Below are 18,655 nucleotides of genomic sequence, written 5' to 3'. Positions count from 1 at the left end.
ACTTATGACAGCTCCCGACCACCTGAAAATCACCGGCCCCGAGGACATCCTCGGGTTCATTCCGCATTCGCTGGGCTACTGGCCAGCCAACAGCCTCGTTGCCATGACCATGCAGGGAAAACGGCTTGGGGCGACGCTGCGAGTCGACCTCCCGGACGCTTCGCGCTGCCGCGGCCCCGGGCTGGCGGCCTTCGCCCGGACCGTCCGGGACTACCTGGAGTCCGACGACGCGGCCGACGGCACGCTGCTTGCCTTTTTCACCGGCGCGCCGGCGGACGCCGAGGCCGGCGATCCAGTCGACGATGCGACCGACGATGCGACCGACAGCGCTGCGGGGGAGCCCGGTGCGGATCCCGCTGTTGATCCCGCCCCGGATCTTGCCTTGGATCCCGCCGTGCTGGCCCGGCTGCTGCGCGAACTGGAGCGCACCCTCGGCAGAGCCGGGCTGCCGGTGCGCGACGCGTGGCTGGTCGGGGAGCGGTACTGGCGCAACGCCTTCTGCGCAGACCCCTCGTGCTGCGCCCCGCCCGGCCGGCCGATCGAGGAGATCCGGAACAGCCGGCTCAATGCGGAGCTGGTCTTCCGCGGCAGCAGCGTCGGCGCGGCCCCGGGGAGGTCCGCGCCCGCCGCGCTGCCCGAGCTGGGCGAACCGGCCGTGCTGGAAGCCGAGGAGGGCTGGGCGCGGGAGTTCTCGGGCCGGTGGCGGGACCGGGCGCAGTTCGGTGCAGTGCTGGACGTGTGGCAGCGCGTGTTCGACGCCGGCGGTAGCCAGTCAGCAAGGGCGGCCAAGGCCCGCGAGGCCGTCCTGCCGGCCGGGCTCGCCGGCTGCCTGCGCGCCTCGCTGCGCGTCGCGGCGTGGCGCGACGCGGTCCTCGTCATGGCCGCCGCCGGGCGCGACGCCGCCGAGGCCGGTGCCGAGGAGTTCGGCATGTTCGACGGCGGCCCGGGCAACCCGGCCGCGCTGCCCGGGCTCGACGGCCTCCCGGTTGCGGAGAGTGCCGGGAATCCAGAGGAAGCCGGTCCGGCCGGGGCAGCAGCCGCCGAGACCCCGGGCTACGGGGACGTCCTCCTTGGCCTCGCGCCGCCGGCGCCCGACTGGGGCCGGCTGGCCGAACTCGACCGGGTCCTCCGTCAGCTCGGCAACTGCGGCGGCGGCGAAGCGCGGGCTGCGGCCCTTACAGCGCGGGGCTGGATCGAATGGTGCCGGGGCCGGGGATCGTTCGCCGATGCGCTCTTCACCGCGGCCGGAGCGGAGCAGCCGGGCTACCGGCTGGCGGAGCTGCTGGCCGAGCTGGGCCGCCGCGGCACGCTGTGCGGCTGGGCCCGCCGGCGGGAGGCGGCCTGGCAGAAGTTCGATCCGGATGCGGCCTGAGCCTCGGCGCCCGGGCCGCAACATTGTGTCGACGCGTGCGCTCCGAGGTCCCGTTCCGGAAAATCGTGAGACAATGGTTGGCGAGACCCGGTTGGGTCCGTGTATCGAGTGCGTGTAGCGAACCTTGGAAACAGGGAACATTACGGTCGCCCCGGCAGTTCTACTAAGTGGCTCTGCTGGACGTGATTGCGCCTGATGTGAAACACGGACTTGACAGGGTCATAGTGGTGTTGCCCGTATGGTGATTCCACAGACCGCCGCTAGAAAGGTTTTCTGTGACCCCGTCTTCCGCGAAGAAGGAACCCGCCGACCAGGCCGTATTGTCCCCCGAGGAGAAGAAGGCGGCGGCAAACGCAAAGCGTGCCGCCACGCGTGCAGCCAACAAGGCCGCAAAAGACGCCGCCTCCGCAGCGGGTGATGACACCGCCTCGGCTGTCGCCAAGCCTGAGCCCAAGAAGCGCGGGCCCAAGCCCGGCGCCAAAGCCGCGGCCGAAGCCGCCAGTAAGTCCCGGGACGAGGACTCCGACGACGTCGAGGTCGAAGAGGACCTGGATGAAGTGACCCCGGATGCCGTCGAGCTCGGTGAAGACGGCGAAGAGGTAGCCGGCAAGGCAGCGGTAGCCGCCACCGGCTCAGGCTTCGTCTACTCCGACGCCGACGACGATGACGCCCCCGTGCAGCAGGTCATGTCAGCGGGCGCCACCGCCGACCCCGTTAAGGACTACCTGAAGCAGATCGGCAAGGTTGCCCTGCTGAACGCCGAGCAGGAAGTCGACCTGGCCCTGCGGATCGAGGCCGGGCTGTTCGCCGAGGAGAAGATCGCGGCGGACGACGGCTCCATGGACCCCAAGCTCAAGCGCGAGCTCGAGTACGTGATCCACGACGGCAAGCGCGCCAAGAACCACCTGTTGGAGGCCAACCTCCGCCTCGTGGTCTCGCTGGCTAAGCGCTACACCGGCCGCGGCATGCTGTTCCTGGACCTGATCCAGGAAGGAAACCTGGGCCTGATCCGTGCGGTCGAGAAGTTCGACTACACCAAGGGCTTCAAGTTCTCCACCTACGCCACCTGGTGGATCCGCCAGGCGATCACCCGCGCCATGGCCGACCAGGCCCGCACCATCCGTATTCCGGTGCACATGGTGGAAGTCATCAACAAGCTGGCCCGCGTCCAGCGCCAGATGCTGCAGGACCTCGGCCGCGAACCCACCCCGGAAGAGCTGGCCCTCGAGCTGGACATGACCCCCGAAAAGGTCGTCGAAGTCCAGAAGTACGGCCGCGAACCGATCTCGCTGCACACCCCGCTTGGCGAGGACGGCGACTCCGAATTCGGCGACCTGATCGAGGACTCCGAAGCCGTGGTTCCGGCCGACGCCGTCAGCTTCACCCTGCTGCAGGAACAGCTGCACTCGGTTCTGGATACCCTCTCCGAGCGTGAGGCCGGGGTCGTGGCGATGCGCTTCGGGCTGACCGACGGACAGCCGAAGACTTTAGACGAAATCGGAAAGGTCTACGGCGTGACGCGCGAACGCATCCGCCAGATCGAATCGAAGACGATGTCCAAGCTGCGCCATCCCTCCCGCTCGCAGGTCCTGCGCGACTATCTGGACTAAGCGGCTCGGAGCAAACGCCGGTTCCGGCAACGCGGGGCCACGTCCCGCCCGTGATCTACGAATCACGGGCGGGACGTGGCCCCGCGTTTCCTGCTTAAACAGCGGCTTGGGCCGTTGTCCCAGTCCAGGAAGTTAAAGCAGAAGGACCCCTCCGCGTGGGAGGGGTCCTTCGGGCGGATCCCAATCGGGATCACTGTGGGACGTCTAGTCGACCGGAACCGGTGCCTTCTCGTGGAGGCGGCCCGTCTCGTCGTGCCAGTCGGAGCTGAGCGGACGAAGGTTCACTTCCACGGCACGGGCGTGGTGACCGCAGAAGAGCAGTTCACCGCCGGAGGCGCCGAGAACAACCCGGACGTATGCCTGAGCTCCGCAACGGTCACACCGGTCAACGGTGGTGAGTGTGCGGTCCGCTACTGCTGTTGTCATGTTCGGCCTCCTTGGTAGATCGATACATCTATATAACCAGCATTCGCTGCCGTTCCATGGCAAGGATGGGGCACTTTCGCTGTCCGCGTATCACGGCTCAGTAACAGCGGCAGGATCTTGACGGCCGTGTTGTCTCTTCGGGGAGTGGCAACCCTGAGTCCGGCGCCGGGCCGACTAACCTAGGAAGAGCGTCTCTGCGTTCCATCCCTGAAGGAGTTTCCGACCCGTGGCACCAAGTTCTGACTACACCGCCCGGCATCTGTCCGTGCTGGAAGGCCTCGAGGCCGTCCGCAAGCGCCCGGGTATGTACATCGGCTCCACGGACTCCCGCGGTCTCATGCACTGCCTCTGGGAGATCATTGACAACTCCGTCGACGAAGCCCTCGCCGGCTTCGGCCACGACATCAAGATCATCCTGCACGCCGACAACTCGGTGGAGATCCATGACGACGGCCGCGGCATCCCGATCGACGTCGAGCCCAAGACCGGGCTCACCGGCGTCGAGGTGGTCTTCACCAAGCTGCACGCCGGTGGCAAGTTCGGCGGCGGTTCCTACACGGCCTCAGGCGGCCTGCACGGCGTCGGCGCCTCGGTCGTGAACGCCCTGTCCTCCCGCCTGGACGTCGAAGTGGACCGCGGCGGCAAGACCTACAAGATGTCCTTCCGCCGCGGCGAGCCAGGCCGGTTCAAGGACCCGGGCACCAAGCCGGATCCGGCCGCCGTGTTCGAGCCCTTCGTCGATGGCTCCGTGCTCGACGTCGTTGGCAAGGCCAAACGCGGTGTCACCGGCACCCGGATCCGCTACTGGGCCGACCGCCAGATCTTCACCCCGGACGCGAAGTTCTCCTACGACGAGCTCGCCGCCCGCGCCCGGCAAACGTCCTTCCTGGTGCCCGGGCTGAAGCTCACCGTCCGGGACGAACGCAAGGTCGCCGGCACCCCCGGGGAGTTCGGCCCGCACGAGGAGATCTTCCACCACGACGGCGGCCTCTCCGAGTTCGTCGAGTTCCTCGCCGCGGATCCGGCCGTCACCGACGTCTGGCGCCTGCACGGCGCCGGCAAGTTCAAGGAAACAGTCCCCGTCTTGGACGAGCGCGGCCACAGCCAGCTCGCCGAAGTGGAGCGCGACTGTGAGGTTGACGTCGCCCTGCGCTGGGGCATCGGCTACGACAGCACCGTGCGCAGCTTCGTGAACATCATCTCCACCCCCAAGGGCGGAACGCACCAGTCCGGCTTCGAACAGGCCCTGCTCAAGACGTTCCGCAAGGCCGTGGAAAGCAATGCCCGCAAGCTCAAGGCCGGCAACGACAAGATCGAAAAGGACGACATCTTCGCCGGGCTCACGGCCGTGCTGACGGTCCGCCTCGCCGAGCCTCAGTTCGAGGGCCAGACCAAGGAGATCCTCGGCACCTCGGCGGTCCGCGCCATCGTGGCCAAGGTGGTGGAGCAGGAGATCAACGCCAAGCTCACCTCGTCCAACCGCAACGACAAGGCCCAGTCGGCGCTGCTGCTGGAAAAGGTCGTCAGCGAGATGAAGTCGCGCATCTCTGCCCGCGTCCACAAGGAGACGCAGCGGCGCAAGAACGCGCTGGAGACCTCCTCGATGCCCACCAAGCTGGCGGACTGCCGGACGGACGACGTCGGACGCTCCGAACTGTTCATCGTCGAAGGTGACTCCGCCCTTGGCACCGCCAAGCTGGCGCGTTCCTCGGACTTCCAGGCGCTGCTGCCGATCCGCGGCAAGATCCTGAACGTGCAGAAGGCCTCGGTGGGGGACATGCTCTCCAACGCCGAATGCGCAGCCCTGATCCAGGTCGTCGGCGCCGGTTCCGGCCGCAGCTTCGATATCGGCGCCGCGCGTTACGGCAAGGTCATCCTGATGACCGATGCCGACGTCGACGGCGCCCACATCCGGACCCTGCTGCTGACGCTGTTCTTCCGCTACATGCGCCCGATGATCGATGAAGGCCGCGTCTTCGCCGCTGTCCCGCCGCTGCACCGGGTGGAAGTCATCAACGCCGGCCAGAAGGCCAACGAGATGATCTACACGTACTCGGAGGCGGAGCTGCACGCGCTGCTCGCCCGCCTGGCCAAGGAAGGCAAGCGCTACAAGGAACCGATCCAGCGCTACAAGGGCCTGGGAGAAATGGACGCCGAGCAGCTCGCGGAGACCACGATGGACCCGCGGCACCGCACCCTGCGCAAGGTCGGGATCGAAAACGCGAAGCAGGCCGAGGAGACCTTCGACCTGCTGATGGGCTCGGACGTGGCGCCGCGCAAGGACTTCATCATCGCCGGGGCGGCGAGCCTGGACCGCGAACGCATCGACGCCTGAGCGGGCACAGCCCGTCCCGCGCGCCGGGCAACCCCGCGCCGCCAGAGAATCCGGTTCAGCCGAGCAGGCCCGGCACGATCAGCAGCGCCGTGGGCACCGCCAGCAGCAGCAGGCAGGCGCCCAGCACGGCGTAGCGAAGGACCTCCGGCAGCGGCGGCTGCGGGGAGAGCAGCCGGCTGACCCGCGAGGCCGTGGTCACCGCCGAACCGGCACCTCCGGTGGCTCCGGGCTGGCCGGCGTCGGCCTCGGTGCCGGCGTCGCCGAACGCCATCCGGGCCGCCGGCGCCGCCGTCGCAGCGCCAGGGCCGGCGGAACCGCTCGCCACGATCGCGATCGCCTTGATCAGGGTGGCCTTGCTTTCGGTCTTCAGGGCAACGTCGTCGGCGAGCATCTCGATCAGCGAGTTGACGGCCTCCTGCGCGAGCCGGGTGGTCGGCAGCCAGGGCAGCGCCTGCCGCCAGGCCGCGAACGCCCACAGCAGCAGATGGTGTCGTTGGCTCAGGTGGGCGTTCTCGTGGATCAGGACCGCACGCAGTTCGTCCGGCTCCAGTGCCGCCATCAGTCCATCGGAGAGCACCGTGACGGAGCGGGCGCCGCCCGGCAGGCAGTAGGCCACGGGGGAGTCATGGCTGATCACCATGGTCCGGGCGCCGTCGGCCGAGGGGGAGGCGAGCAGCGCGAGCAGCTCGCGGTGCCGCCGCCGCTGGCGCTGGATCTTGTAATAGGTGAGCAGCAGGGTGAAGACCAGGTGGGCGCTCAACAGGGCCGCGGCCGAGAGGGCGAAGATGTGCCAGAAGCCCAGCGCCGTGGTCGGCTCGTTGCGCAGGACCATGCCGGCCAGCGAGCGGAGGCCGGCCAGCAGGTTGTCCCCGACCGGCTCCAGGCCGTAGACAAGCATGGCCCCGATCATCGACAGGCCGCCGGCGAGGGCGATTGCCTGCCAGAGCAGCATGGCCGTAAAAGGGGAGCGGGCCGGCCATTGGGCACGCGAAAGCAGGATAGGTACCGGCCACGCCAGAACTATCGCCAGGACCGCCAGAAAGTATGAGGTCCAGAACACCGGTGTTAGCTGTGGTCCAGCAGTTTGCGCAGCGTTTCAGCTTCGGTCGCGGACACGGAACCAATGAAGCGGGCCAGCACGGCCTCCCGGTCGGGGGCGGAGCCGAGCACCTCATGCATCAGTTCCGCGGTGTGGTCCGCGCGGCTGGAGACTGCCTGGTAACGGTGCGGTCGGGTGCCGCGTTCCCGCTCCACCAGGCCCTTCCGCTCAAGCCGGGACAGGACGGTCAACACGGTGGTGACGGCCAGGTCCTTGCCCTCGTGACCGGCAGAGCCGCCCGCCGCCTGCGTGCTCTGCGCGAGCAGGTCCCGCAGGGTGTTCGCGGTCGCAGCCTCCTGGCCTGCCCAGAGCAGGTCCATCACTGCCCGTTCCAGTTCGCCGAGACTTGCCATTCCGTACGTCCTTCTTGAGTGCCGCCTTGGGCGGTGGTCCCGCCCGGGTGGTTTGCCGGATACTTCAGCTTTAAATTTACCGCGTTTTCCGCCCAGTTTCTACATGAGGTAGAACAGGGCCGCCGCGGCGTGTCGCCTGCGGCGCCGGGGCGGGGCGGCCCGGCGCCGGCTGCCCGCGCCGATCCATTGCGGGGCAGGGCACGCCGTGCCACGCTGGGGTGCGGGAGGGTGTGAACTTGTTCTACACTCTGTAGAAGTATCAGTTCTACACAACGTAGAAATCTCTCGGGAACCTAGCCAAAGGGACTGCCTTGGACGCCTTGGAAATCGCACGCTGGCAATTCGGCATCACCACCGTCTACCACTTCATGATGGTGCCGCTCACGATCGGCCTGGGGCTGGTAGTGGCGGTGATCCAGACCCTCTGGTACCGCACCGGCCGGCCCGAGTACCTCCGGATGACCAAGTTCTGGGGCAAACTCTTCCTGATCAACTTCATCATGGGCGTGGCCACCGGCATCGTGCAGGAGTTCCAGTTCGGCATGGCGTGGAGCGAGTACAGCCGCTTCGTCGGGGACGTCTTCGGGGCGCCGCTCGCCATGGAGGCGCTGCTGGCCTTCTTCGTGGAATCCACTTTCCTGGGCCTCTGGATCTTCGGCTGGAAGCAGCTCAAGCGCGGCGTCCACCTGGCCTGCCTCTGGATCGCCGTCATCGGCTCGGTCTTCTCCGCCTACTTCATCATTGTGGCCAACAGCTGGATGCAGCACCCGGTGGGCGTCGAGATGATTGACGGGCGTCCGGTAATGACCGACGCCTGGGCCGTCTTCACCAACAACACGGCGCTCGTGGCCGTGCCGCACACCCTTTTCGGCGCCCTCGCCGTCGCCGGGGCCTTCCTCCTCGGCATCGCGTGGTACCACCTGTGGCGCCGCCGCCACGACGGCATCGACACCGTGGGAGCCGACGGCAAGGTGATCCCCGGGGAGTCGGAGATCCCGGGCCGGGACCGCGCGGACCACGCCGTCTGGATCCGCTCGCTGCGGATCGGCGCCGTCGTCGCGATGATCTCCTTCGCGGGCACCGCCATCACGGGCGACCTGCAGGGCAAGCTCATGTTTGAGCAGCAGCCCATGAAGATGGCCGCTGCCGAGGCGGCCTGCCACGACGGCACCGGCTTCTCCATCCTGAGCGTCGGCAACGTCGGCTCCAAGAACTGCGACGACGTCGTCGCCGTGATCGAGGTCCCCGGCATCCTGTCCTTCCTGGCCAAGGGCGACTTCACCACCGAGGTGAAGGGCGTCAACAGCCTGCTGGAGCAGTACAAGGCCGACTACGGCACACACCTGCCGGACAACCCGATCTACGGTGACCGCGCCGGCCAGGAAATCCAGTACGTCCCGGTCATGGAAGTCACCTACTGGGGGTTCCGGATGATGATCGGCTTCGGCGGCGTCGCAGCCCTCGCAGCCCTCGTGGCACTCTGGATCACCCGCAAGGGCACCGTCCCGGCCTCCCGCGGCCTGATGCGGCTCGCCGTGTTCGGCATCCTGGCCCCCTTCGGCGCCAACGCCGCCGGCTGGATCTTCACCGAAATGGGCCGCCAGCCCTTCGTGGTTGCCCCCAACCCGGATCTCAGCGGGATCGACCAGGTATTTATGTTCACCGCCGCGGCGGTGTCCCCGGGCGTCTCCGCCGGCGAGCTGCTGACCTCCCTGGTGGTGCTGACGGCCGTGTACGCGGTGCTGCTGGTGGTGGAGGTGAAGCTACTGGTGAAGTACATCCGCGGCGGTGTGGTCTCCGCGATGCCCGAGCTGGCCCACGCCCCGGCGGACGAAAACGAGGACCAGACCCCGCCCGGCGGCACGCCCGGCAAACCCGGGGCCGACGACGTCCTGGCCTTCGCCTACTAACGCCCCCCCCGAACAAGAAGCAGAGGAAATTCAGCATGGAACTGCTACCCACCATCTGGTTCATTGCCATCGCGCTGCTGTGGACGGGCTATCTATTCCTGGAGGGCTTCGACCTCGGAGTCGGCATGCTCATGAAGGGCTTCGCCCGGAACAACACCGAACGCCGGGTGCTGCTCAACACCATCGGCCCGGTCTGGGACGGCAACGAGGTGTGGCTGCTCACCGCCGGCGGCGCCACCTTCGCGGCCTTTCCGCTCTGGTACGCCTCCCTCTTCTCCGCCCTTTACCTGCCGCTGCTGCTGGTCCTGGTAGCGCTGATCTTCCGCGCCGTGGCCTTCGAATACCGCGGCAAGGTGGACACCCCGCAGTGGCGTGCCCGCTGGGACTGGGCCATCGCGCTGGGCTCCCTGGTCGCCGCCTTCGGGGTCGGCGCGGCTCTGGCGCTGACCACCACGGGACTGCCGCTGAACGCCAACGGTGACCGCGAGGGCGGCCCGTTCGCCTGGTTCAGCGCTTACGCCGTGCTGGGCGGACTCGCCGTCGTCGGCTTCTCCCTGCTGCACGCGCTGGCGTTCCTGGCGTTGAAGACCGACGGCGACGTCCGGCACCGCGCACGGCAATGGTTCGTCCGGCTGCTGCCGGTGCTGCTCCTGCCGATCGCCGGCTGGGCGATCGTGCTGCAGTTCCAAAGCGGCAAGGCCTGGACCGTGGCCGCCGTCGTCGCCGCCGTCGTGGCGGCCGCCCTGGCCTGGAACTTCGCCCGTGGCGGCGCCGAAGGCAGGGCCTTCCTGTCGCTGGGCGTCTTCCTGCTGCTCGGCAGCGCCTCGATTTTCGGCGCTGCCTTCCCGGTGGTGCTGCCCTCGACCCTCAACCCGGACTTCAGCCTGACGGTCGCCAACGCCTCCTCCTCGGACTACACCCTGGGCCTGATGACCATCGTGGCCTGCATCGGGCTGCCGCTCGTCCTCGCCTACCAGGCCTGGACCTACTGGGTGTTCCGGCGCCGGGTGAGCGCCGCCCACATCCCGGAAGCGCACAGTTTCCTGCCCGCGATTGCCGCCAAGGCCCTGGCGCCGAAGGACTAGCCGCCGATGAGACCGCAGTTCCCCGCGGGCCCCGCCACCCGCTCCGCGCTCTACCTGCTCGGGTTGCTGGCTGCCCTCAAAGCGCTGTCGCTGGTGCTGATGGGCCAGGCGGTCGCCGGCATGCTGGCCGGCCTGATGGCGCACAACCCCGCTTGGTCGGAACAGCTCGGCTGGGGAATGGCCGGGGTGGTGCTGCGCTCGCTCACCGTGTGGGCCCAGGCGGTGGCAGCCCGCCGCTCCGCGCTGGGCGTCAAGGAGGAACTGCGCTCACGGTTGCTGGAACGGGCCTTGAGCACCGGGACCCGCACCGCCGGTCCGGCCGACGGCGGACTCGCGATCCTGGCGACGCGGGGACTGGATGCCCTGGATAACTACTACACCCAGTTCCTGCCCGCCCTGGTGAACTGCGCCGCCATCCCGCTGCTGCTCGGGGCGCGGATCCTCTTCGCGGACTGGATCAGCGCCGTGGTGATCGTCCTGACCGTCCCGCTCGTGCCGCTGTTCATGATCCTGATCGGCCGCTACACCGAGGACCGGGTCCGGGAAGCGCAGTCGGCCCTGTCCCGGCTCTCCGGGCACATGCTGGAGCTCGCCAAGGGCCTGCCCGTGCTGGTGGGCCTGGGCCGCGCGGCCGCCCAGCGCAAGGCCCTCGAGGACATCTCGGAGGACTACCGATCCAAGACCATGGGGACCCTGCGCACCGCCTTCCTCTCCGCCTTGGCGCTGGAGCTCATCGCCACGATCTCCGTGGCCGTGGTGGCCGTTTTCATCGGTGTCCGGCTGGTGCACGGGGACATGGCGCTCGAGGCCGGGCTGCTGGCCCTGATCCTGGCCCCCGACTGCTACCTTCCGCTGCGCGAACTCGGCACCGCCCACCACGCCAGCGACGAAGGACGCGCCGCGCTCGCCGACACCACGGAGGTCCTCGACGCCGTCCAGGCCGCACCGCTCGTCCCCGCCGCGGTCCGCCGGGACGGCGTCGCTCCCGTTCCGCCGGCCGTCACGGTCCGCGGGCTGACCGTGCGCTACGCCGGCCGCGCGGAGGCCGCCGTCGGACCGCTGAGCTTCACCGCCGCCCCCGGCGGGATCACGGCCCTGGACGGCCGCAGCGGCGCCGGAAAGAGCACCGTCTTGGGAGTCCTGGCCGGCATCATCGGCTCCGGCACCGGGACTGAGGTCACCGGACGGCTGGAGGGGTTCGCGACGGCGGACCTCGCCTGGGTGCCGCAGCACCCCGTGATGGTGGAACCCACAGTCCTTGCGGAGGTCCTGCTATACCTCGGTGCCGGCCCGGACCGGTCCCCGGCGCAGCCCAGCACCGAGGACATTGCCGAAGCCAGGCGCTGCCTCGCCGCCTGCGCCGCGGAACACCTCGCCGCGAAGCATCCCGCCGAGCTCAGCCCGGGGGAGTTGCGCCGGGTGGCCGTGGCCCGCGGGCTGGCCCGGATCGCGGCCGGCGCCACGGTGCTGCTGCTGGACGAGCCCACCGCGCACCTGGACCGGGCGTCCGCCGATGCGGTCAGCCGCACCATTTCCGGACTGCGCGGGAAGGCCACGGTGCTGCTGGTCGCCCACGACCGGCAGACCCGCGAACTCGCGGACCGGCTGGTGGGCGTTGGGGGACCTGCCGGCGGCACCGGGACCGTCGCCGCGGCCGTGGCGCCGCCCTTGGCCAGCCGAGACCGCGCCCCGGACGGGCAAGACCTCCCGCCGGCATTAGCCGACGCGGCCGCCTTCGACGCCGGCAATCCCGGCGACGCCGGCACTCCTGCCGAGGCCGCAACGTCGGCCGCCGGAGCTGCGCGCTTTGGAACTGCTGCCGCCCAGCTGCGCCGGCTGCTTGCGCCGGTGGCCGGGAAGTTTGCCGCCGCCGGCGCGGTCGGGGTCCTGGCCGCGCTGTTCGCCGTCGCCCTGTCCGGGCTCTCCGGCTGGCTCATCATCCGCGCCAGCGAGCAGCCGCCCATCCTGTACCTGCTCACCGCAATCGTGGGGGTGCGCTTCTTCGGCGTCGGCCGAGCCGCCCTGCGGTACACCGAACGGCTGCTCCTGCACGACGCGATCTTCAGGGCGCTGACGCGGCTCCGCGGCCGGCTGTGGGAGTCTCTGAGCCGGCGGGCGCTGTCGCTGCGGCGACTTCTGCAGGGCGGCAACGTCCTGGGGGCCGTGGTGGACGACGTCGACACCGTCCGCGAGCTGCTGCCGCGCGTCGTGCTGCCGCCGCTGACCGCCGTGGCCGTGGGCGCGGCCGCGGTCACGAGCGTCGGGCTGCTGCTCCCGGCAGCGCTCCCGGCGGTGGTTGCCGCCGCCGTCGTCAGTCTCGCGGCCTCGCCGGCCTTGGCACTGCTCGCGGACCGGATGTCCGCCGGAACCGAGCAGCAGCTGCGGTCCGGGGTGCTGCGGCGGGTTGCCGCGGCGCTGGATGCCCGCGCCGAACTCCATGCCAACGGTGTGGGCGCCCCGGTCCTTGCCGATATCCACCGTGCCGACCGGGAGGCGACTACCGCGTCGCAGCGTTCGGCCCTGGCCGAGGGGCTCGGGCAGGCGCTGACGGTGCTGGCCTGCGGGGCCGCCGCGCTGGCCAGCGCGGTGCTGGCCGCCCCGCTTGCCCTCAGCGGCGCCGCCGAGCCGGCGACCGTCGCCGTCGTCGTGCTGCTGCAGCTGGCCCTCGTGGAACCGTATTCGGCGATCACGACGGCGGTGCGGCAGTATCCGGCGCTGCGCTCGGTGCTGCGGCGCATCGGCGGCTCCGGTGTCCTGGCTGCGGAGCTGCCCGAAGAATCCGGCGGACCAGTGCCGGTACCGGCGCGGCCCGGCGGACTTCCCGGCGTGGAACTCGATCACCTGGCGGCGGCGTGGCCGGGCGGCACGGCGGTCTTCACCGGGCTGACCGCCAGCGCCGAACCGGGCCGCTGGCTCGCCGTGACCGGCGCCTCCGGTTCCGGAAAGTCCACCCTGCTGGCCGTCATGCTCGGCTTCCTCCCGCCCGCGGACGGCCAGCTCTTCCTGACCGGACGCGCGGCCTGGTGCCCGCAGGAGGCGCACCTCTTCGACTCGACCATCCGCGGCAACCTGATGCTGGGGCTGCCCGAGGGCGATCGTCCCACGGACGGAGCAACAGGCGCGGCCACCGGGCTCGACCTGCAACTTTCCGATGCGCTGTCCGCCGTCGGCCTGGAACCGCTGCTGCAGCGGCTCGACCGGGGCCTGGACACCCCCATCGGCCCCGGTGGGGCGTTCCTCAGCGGCGGCGAGCGCCAACGCCTGGCGGTGGCCCGCACACTGCTGACCGGAGCCGATGTGATTCTGCTCGACGAACCCACGGCCCACCTGGACGCGGAAGCCGGCCGCGAAATGCTGGCCGAGCTGCGCCGCGGGCTGGCCGGCCGCACGGTCGTCCTGGTGACGCACAACCCGGAGGACATCAGCCCGGAGGACAGCCGGCTGGACCTGGACCGGGACCAGAACCCGGACCTGGACCGGGCAGGGTCGCCACAGCCGGAGCGGCTGCTGGCGCGGGGGTAGGGTCGCCGTTAGCCTGTAGCCATGACCGGACGCACCGACCCGCAGACCAGCCTGGATCCCCGACTTTCGTGGCGGCCGGCCGGCGCCGCGGAGCTGGACGACTGGGCCGCCCTGATTGCCCGTACTGCGGCCGTCGAGCGGCCCGTCTGGTTTGAGCGGCGCGAGGACCTGGCGCAGATCCTGGAATCCCGGACAAACCCCGTGCCCGCGAACAGCATTCTCGGCTTCGACAGCCGGGGAGTTGCGCGGGCCTATGCCAGGCTGACGAAAAACCCGGCCGGAGACAAGGCCGTCGGCTTCGGCTGCGTGGACCCCGAGTGGCAGGGCAAAGGGATCGGAACCGGGCTGCTGGCCTGGCTGGAGTCCCGAACGCTGCAGCGGTTCGCCGAGGATGCCGGCGCCGCCGGCCCGAGGCTGCGCCTCTACATGGAACAACAGCACATCCATCAGGCATCACTCTTCGAGGGCCGCGGCTACCGAATTGTCCGCTACTACAACGAGATGCACCGGCCGCTGGATGCGGACTTCCCGGAGCCGGACCTCGACGACGGGCTGGAACTCGTGGACTTCGGGCCCGGCCTGCATGAGGCCGTCCGGCTGGCCCACAACGAGGCCTTCCGGGACCACTGGGGCAGCGAACCCCGCGACGAGGAAGCCTGGGGATTCGTGGTGAACGATCCGCAGGCGCGGCCGGACCTGAGCGGCGTCGTCGTCGAGACGGCCAGCGGCCGCGTGGCCGGCTACCAGATCGCCAGCCATGACGCCGACAGCGCCGCGGACCGGGGCTTCAAGGAGGGCTACACGGACCTGCTTGGGGTGCGCCCGGAGTTCCGGGGCCGGGGGATTGCCCAAGCCCTGCTGGCTGATGCCATGCGCCGCTTCGCCGCAGCAGGAATGGACAAGGCCTCGCTCGATGTCGACGCGGAGAACCCCACCGGGGCACTGGCGCTCTACACGAAGATGGGGTACGTCGCGGTCAACCGCAGCATGGCCTGGGACAAGGAGCTGTAGGCGTTCACGCTGCGCTAGCCGCCCAAGCGCTATCCATCCACATCGTGGAGGTGGTGCACGACGTCGTGCAGGAAGTACTGTGCGAACGTCAGGACCGTGAACTCCGAGCCGTTGCTGCGGGTGCCTTTGCGGTCCCAGTCCCGCTCCGGGACGCGGCCAAAGGACGCAGCGATCTGCTCGCCCTCGGCCGTCAGGGCGGCACTCACCTCGGCCGGATCGGAGTCGGCGTAGTCCTGCTCGACGGCTGTCCGGTCCTGGTCCCAGTCCTCGAAGCGCGCGTCATCCTCAGTGAGCATGAGGTCGAGGCGGTGGTCGAAAAGCGTGAACACGTCCCGGACGTGGCAGGCGTACTCCAACGGAGACCAGGTGTCCTCATCCGGGCGCACTGCGGCGTCCGGGCGCCGCAGCACGGCGCGCCAGCGCGGCAGCATGCTGGCGACCCGTCCCGGCGCCGTGGCGGGGGTGCAGGCGGAGATGTCGAAACCGCACTCGGGGCACGGCCGTGACAGCACCCAGGTCCAGTCTTTTTGATCGGGCACGATAGGCATGTCTGCAGTCTAGGCGAAGGAGTAGGATGCGTTCCGGGGGAAGGGCCTGGAAAGGAACATAGCCATGCTCAAAGACCACCCGGTCGGCGCCGTCCTGCCGGCCGCGGACCTCGCCCGTGCGCGGGGTTTCTACCGCGACAAACTCGGACTCGAACCGGATAACCCGGACGCCGAGGACAACCTGATGTACACGTGCGGTGCCGGCAGCAGATTCCTGGTGTACCAGACGCAAAACGCCGGTTCGGCCAAGAATACCCAGATGGGATGGATGGTCCCCGATGTGCCGGCCACCGTCGCCGAGCTCCGCGCGGCGGGGGTCGTCTTCGAGGACTACGACTTCCCGGGCCTGAAGACCGAAGACGGCATCGCCACGCTGCCGGACGGCAGCACCGCTGCGTGGTTCCTGGACAGCGAAGGCAACATTCTAAACATCAACTCGGGGATGTAGGACCCGCCAGATGACCCCGGGCGGCCGCTCATGGCGGCGGCCCGGAGTCCGCTGGCCCGAAGACTTTGGGATCACCCCGGCGTGCGCCCGGAGACTTACCGCATGTGCGCAGAAGCGCTGGTCCGGCTCGACGGGCTGACCATCGAAGGCGGCGAGGTTTTCGGCTGTCTGGGCTCCGCCACAATGCGGGTTCGCAACTGATTGCGCCCGGCCGTTTGCCACGAATGGCCGCTAAGCCGGGCAAGTTAGCGGCCGTTCGTGGCGAATGGGTGGACCTGGAAGCTTGCGCCGCCCCGCACGGCACCGGATGCCCGGTCTAACGGCCCGTCTAGGCCTCCGGCGCCGCTTCTTCCCGGGCCCAGGCCATGCTCGGACCGATCGCGTCGATGGCCTGGGACAGCGGAATGCCGGAGCCGTCGCGGCGGCCGTGCTCGCCCGGAAGCGAGCGGGCCACCCCGGCCAGCGAGGATGCCTTCGCCGGGCCGTGACCGGCCCAGGCGAGGAGCAGGGTGTCCTCGCCCTTGAGGAAGCGGTGCGCGCGGACACCGGCCGTGCCGCGGCCCTTGGCCGGGTACTCTGCCAGCGCCGTCACCTTGGCGGCGCCCGGGGCGGTGCCCGGCAGCGCGCCCTCGGTGCCGGCGATGGTGACCACCACGGCGGCGTCGTCGTCTGGGCGCGCCGTGCCGAAGTGCAGCACCCGGTCACCGGCAGCCAGCTTGATCCCGGCCATACCGCCGGCGGTGCGGCCCTGCGGCCGGACCGCGGAGGCGCTGAAGTGCAACAGCTGGGCCTGGCGCGTCACGAAGACCAGCCCGACGTCGTCGGCGGCGGCGGGCTCGACGCCCACCACGGTGTCCTTGTCCTTGAGCGCGATCACTTCCCAGTCCTCGCGGTTCAACGGGTAGTCCGGCTGGACGCGTTTGACCACGCCCTGCGCGGTTCCGATCGCAAGGACCTGATCCAGCGGCGCGAAGGCCACGAGGGTTTCGCCCTTGAGCAGCGTGATGAAGTCCTTGGCGGGGACGCCGCCGGCCATGTTGGGGGTGCCCGAGGTGGGCGGCAGCACCGGCATGTCCATCACCTGGAGCCGCAGCATCCGGCCCTGCGACGTGACCGCGGCAATCTCGCCGCGAGCGGAGGTCTTGACCACGGAGCGGAACACGTCGTGCTTGGCCCGCGGGCCCGACTCGGCGAGGCTGTCCTGGTTGGCCGTGCGGGCGATCTGGCCGGAGGCCGTGAGGATGGCCCAGCAGGGGTCGTCCGCGATCTCCAGGGCCAGCGGCGCGGCCTTGCCCTTGGCGCCGGGTGCGGCGGCGAGGGCGGCGGCCACCGTGGGGGAGACGGCCTCGGATTCGAGCAGCACGGTCCGTCGCGGCGTGCCGTACTTGTCGGCGAGTTCGCCGAGCTCGTCGGAAACCAGCCCGCGCAGCAGCTCGGGGGAGTCCAGAATGGCCTGGAGTTCCGCGATCTCGCGGCGCAGCTCCTCCTGTTCCTTCTCCAGCTCGATCCGGGAGTACTTGGTCAGCTGACGGAGCCGCAGCTCCAGGATGTAGTTGGCCTGGATCTCGGAGAGATCGTAGATGGACATCAGCCGGGTGCGGGCCGCGGCGGCCTCGTCCGAGGAGCGGATGATCTGGATGACCTCGTCGATGTCCACGATCGCGATGAGCATGCCCTCGACCAGGTGCAGGCGGTCCTTCTTCTTGCCCAAGCGGAAGGAAGTGCGGCGGCGGACCACGTTGATGCGGTGGTTCACGTAGACGGAGAGCAGCTCCAGCAGGCCCAGGGTCTGCGGCTGGCCGTCGACGAGCGTGACGTTGTTGATGCCGAAGGAATCCTCCATCGGCGTGAAGCGGTAAAGCTGCTGGAGCACCGCGTTCGGGTTGAAGCCGTTCTTCAGCTCGATCACGAGCCGCAGCCCGTGCTTGCGGTCGGTGAGGTCCACGATGTCGCTGATGCCGGTCAGCTTCTTGCCGTTGACCGCGTCCTTGATCTTCTCGATCACCTTCTCCGGGCCCACCATGTAAGGCAGCTCCGTGACCACGAGGCCGGTGCGGCGCGCCGAGAGCTGTTCGACGTCGACCTTGGCCCGGGTCTTGAAGGAGCCGCGGCCGGTGGCGTAGGCGTCGCGGATGCCGTCCAGGCCTACGATCCGGCCGCCGGTGGGCAGGTCGGGGCCCGGGACGAACTTCATGATGTCCTCGAGCGAGGCGTCCGGATGCGCGATCAGGTGCCGCGCCGCCGCCACCACTTCACCCAGGTTGTGCGGGGCCATGTTGGTGGCCATGCCGACGGCGATGCCGGTGGCGCCGTTGACCAGAAGGTTCGGGAACGCGGCCGGGAGCACGTCGGGCTGGGTGAGCTGGTTGTCGTAGTTCGGGACGAAGTCCACCACGTCTTCGTCGAGGTGGTCCGTCATGGTCAGCGCCGCCGCCGCCAGCCGGGCCTCGGTGTAGCGCGGGGCGGCCGGGCCGTCGTCGAGCGAGCCGAAGTTGCCGTGGCCGTCGATCAGGGGCAGCCGCAGGGAGAAGTCCTGCGCCATCCGAACCATGGCGTCGTAGATCGCGGTGTCGCCGTGCGGGTGCAGCTTGCCCATCACTTCGCCTACCACGCGGGCGCTCTTGACGTGTCCGCGGTCGGGGCGCAGGCCCATCTCGCTCATCATGTACAGGATGCGCCGCTGCACGGGTTTGAGGCCGTCGCGGGCGTCGGGCAGGGCCCGGGAGTAGATGACCGAATAGGCGTACTCCAGGAACGAGCCTTCCATTTCGGAAGTGACGTCGATGTCGACGATGTTCTCGATGAAGTCCGGGGATTCCCCTGCCGGGGGCGTGGTTTGGCGGCGTGCCATGAGGCTGGTGGGTCCTTCTACGGGTTACTCAGTTGATGGTGCGTTGGACTTGCGTGGCTGTTGAGGCGCGATGACGGCGGGCAGC

Annotated in this window: 13 protein-coding genes; 8 read left to right on the top strand and 5 right to left on the bottom strand. The window is 69.4% G+C overall.

All coding sequences use genetic code 11. From position 1 onward, the window contains the following. Nucleotides 1–4 precede the first annotated feature (4 nt). Both AC1DB8_RS08210 and AC1DB8_RS08205 read left to right on the top strand, forming a co-directional pair. Nucleotides 5–1,372 carry a DUF4192 family protein gene (locus AC1DB8_RS08210; protein WP_476892735.1) on the top strand — a complete coding sequence of 456 codons (1,368 nt, stop codon included), beginning with the start codon at nucleotides 5–7 and terminating at the stop codon, nucleotides 1,370–1,372. Nucleotides 1,373–1,647: 275 nt separating this feature from the next. Next, nucleotides 1,648–2,982 (top strand): RNA polymerase sigma factor, encoded by a 1,335-nt coding sequence (locus tag AC1DB8_RS08205; protein WP_441418846.1) that lies wholly within the window; start codon nucleotides 1,648–1,650, stop codon nucleotides 2,980–2,982. A 204-nt stretch (nucleotides 2,983–3,186) separates the two neighbouring features. On the opposite strand, the gene AC1DB8_RS08200 is transcribed toward AC1DB8_RS08205, so the two are convergent. Then, nucleotides 3,187–3,408, bottom strand: coding sequence for a DUF7455 domain-containing protein (locus AC1DB8_RS08200; protein WP_476892734.1), 222 nt, complete (start codon nucleotides 3,406–3,408; stop codon nucleotides 3,187–3,189). A gap of 226 nt (nucleotides 3,409–3,634) precedes the next feature. Between AC1DB8_RS08200 and AC1DB8_RS08195 the strand changes: the two genes are divergently transcribed. Next, nucleotides 3,635–5,743 (top strand): DNA gyrase/topoisomerase IV subunit B, encoded by a 2,109-nt coding sequence (locus AC1DB8_RS08195; protein WP_476892733.1) that lies wholly within the window; start codon nucleotides 3,635–3,637, stop codon nucleotides 5,741–5,743. 55 nt (nucleotides 5,744–5,798) lie between these two features. Here AC1DB8_RS08195 and AC1DB8_RS08190 read toward each other — a convergent pair whose 3' ends face one another. Then, nucleotides 5,799–6,803 (bottom strand): M56 family metallopeptidase, encoded by a 1,005-nt coding sequence (locus AC1DB8_RS08190; protein WP_476892732.1) that lies wholly within the window; start codon nucleotides 6,801–6,803, stop codon nucleotides 5,799–5,801. 5 nt (nucleotides 6,804–6,808) lie between these two features. Then, nucleotides 6,809–7,195 (bottom strand): BlaI/MecI/CopY family transcriptional regulator, encoded by a 387-nt coding sequence (locus AC1DB8_RS08185; protein ID WP_441418842.1) that lies wholly within the window; start codon nucleotides 7,193–7,195, stop codon nucleotides 6,809–6,811. A gap of 311 nt (nucleotides 7,196–7,506) precedes the next feature. On the opposite strand from AC1DB8_RS08185, the gene AC1DB8_RS08180 reads away from it, so the two are divergent. The 4 genes from AC1DB8_RS08180 to AC1DB8_RS08165 are packed head-to-tail and all read left to right on the top strand — an operon-like array spanning nucleotide 7,507 to nucleotide 14,723. Next, nucleotides 7,507–9,105 (top strand): cytochrome ubiquinol oxidase subunit I, encoded by a 1,599-nt coding sequence (locus AC1DB8_RS08180; RefSeq protein WP_476892731.1) that lies wholly within the window; start codon nucleotides 7,507–7,509, stop codon nucleotides 9,103–9,105. 35 nt (nucleotides 9,106–9,140) lie between these two features. After that, nucleotides 9,141–10,190, top strand: a complete 1,050-nt coding sequence (cydB, locus tag AC1DB8_RS08175) for a cytochrome d ubiquinol oxidase subunit II (protein ID WP_441418840.1) — start codon at nucleotides 9,141–9,143, stop codon at nucleotides 10,188–10,190. A 6-nt stretch (nucleotides 10,191–10,196) separates the two neighbouring features. Further along, entirely contained in the window at nucleotides 10,197–13,712 is a 3,516-nt protein-coding gene (cydD, locus tag AC1DB8_RS08170) for a thiol reductant ABC exporter subunit CydD (protein WP_476892730.1), read from the top strand. Between the two features lie 21 nt (nucleotides 13,713–13,733). Next, nucleotides 13,734–14,723, top strand: coding sequence for a GNAT family N-acetyltransferase (locus AC1DB8_RS08165; protein WP_476892729.1), 990 nt, complete (start codon nucleotides 13,734–13,736; stop codon nucleotides 14,721–14,723). Between the two features lie 29 nt (nucleotides 14,724–14,752). On the opposite strand, the gene AC1DB8_RS08160 is transcribed toward AC1DB8_RS08165, so the two are convergent. Then, the gene (locus AC1DB8_RS08160) at nucleotides 14,753–15,271 is read right to left on the bottom strand and encodes a DinB family protein (protein ID WP_441418837.1); all 519 of its coding nucleotides are present in this window, start codon (nucleotides 15,269–15,271) and stop codon (nucleotides 14,753–14,755) included. 64 nt (nucleotides 15,272–15,335) lie between these two features. Between AC1DB8_RS08160 and AC1DB8_RS08155 the strand changes: the two genes are divergently transcribed. Further along, nucleotides 15,336–15,719, top strand: a complete 384-nt coding sequence (locus AC1DB8_RS08155; protein WP_441418836.1) for a VOC family protein — start codon at nucleotides 15,336–15,338, stop codon at nucleotides 15,717–15,719. A gap of 328 nt (nucleotides 15,720–16,047) precedes the next feature. Here the strand turns inward: AC1DB8_RS08155 and AC1DB8_RS08150 are convergent, their stop codons facing one another. Beyond that, nucleotides 16,048–18,570: a DNA gyrase/topoisomerase IV subunit A gene (locus tag AC1DB8_RS08150; RefSeq protein ID WP_476892728.1), complete on the bottom strand. Its 2,523-nt coding sequence runs from the start codon at nucleotides 18,568–18,570 to the stop codon at nucleotides 16,048–16,050. Between the last annotated feature and the right edge of the window lie 85 nt (nucleotides 18,571–18,655).

Source organism: Arthrobacter sp. 10N410 (assembly GCF_056394945.1).
The sequence above is the reverse complement of the archived record's forward strand: the minus strand, read 5'-3'. Positions and strand labels throughout refer to the sequence as shown.

Coding starts and splice junctions, on each gene's coding strand:
- cydB (WP_441418840.1), top strand. CDS start 9,141: ATGGAACTGCTACCCACCATCTGGTTCATTGCCATCGCGCTGCTGTGG.
- AC1DB8_RS08155 (WP_441418836.1), top strand. CDS start 15,336: ATGCTCAAAGACCACCCGGTCGGCGCCGTCCTGCCGGCCGCGGACCTC.
- AC1DB8_RS08200 (WP_476892734.1), bottom strand. CDS start 3,408: ATGACAACAGCAGTAGCGGACCGCACACTCACCACCGTTGACCGGTGT.
- AC1DB8_RS08185 (WP_441418842.1), bottom strand. CDS start 7,195: ATGGCAAGTCTCGGCGAACTGGAACGGGCAGTGATGGACCTGCTCTGG.
- AC1DB8_RS08210 (WP_476892735.1), top strand. CDS start 5: ATGACAGCTCCCGACCACCTGAAAATCACCGGCCCCGAGGACATCCTC.
- AC1DB8_RS08165 (WP_476892729.1), top strand. CDS start 13,734: ATGACCGGACGCACCGACCCGCAGACCAGCCTGGATCCCCGACTTTCG.
- AC1DB8_RS08150 (WP_476892728.1), bottom strand. CDS start 18,570: ATGGCACGCCGCCAAACCACGCCCCCGGCAGGGGAATCCCCGGACTTC.
- cydD (WP_476892730.1), top strand. CDS start 10,197: ATGAGACCGCAGTTCCCCGCGGGCCCCGCCACCCGCTCCGCGCTCTAC.
- AC1DB8_RS08160 (WP_441418837.1), bottom strand. CDS start 15,271: ATGCCTATCGTGCCCGATCAAAAAGACTGGACCTGGGTGCTGTCACGG.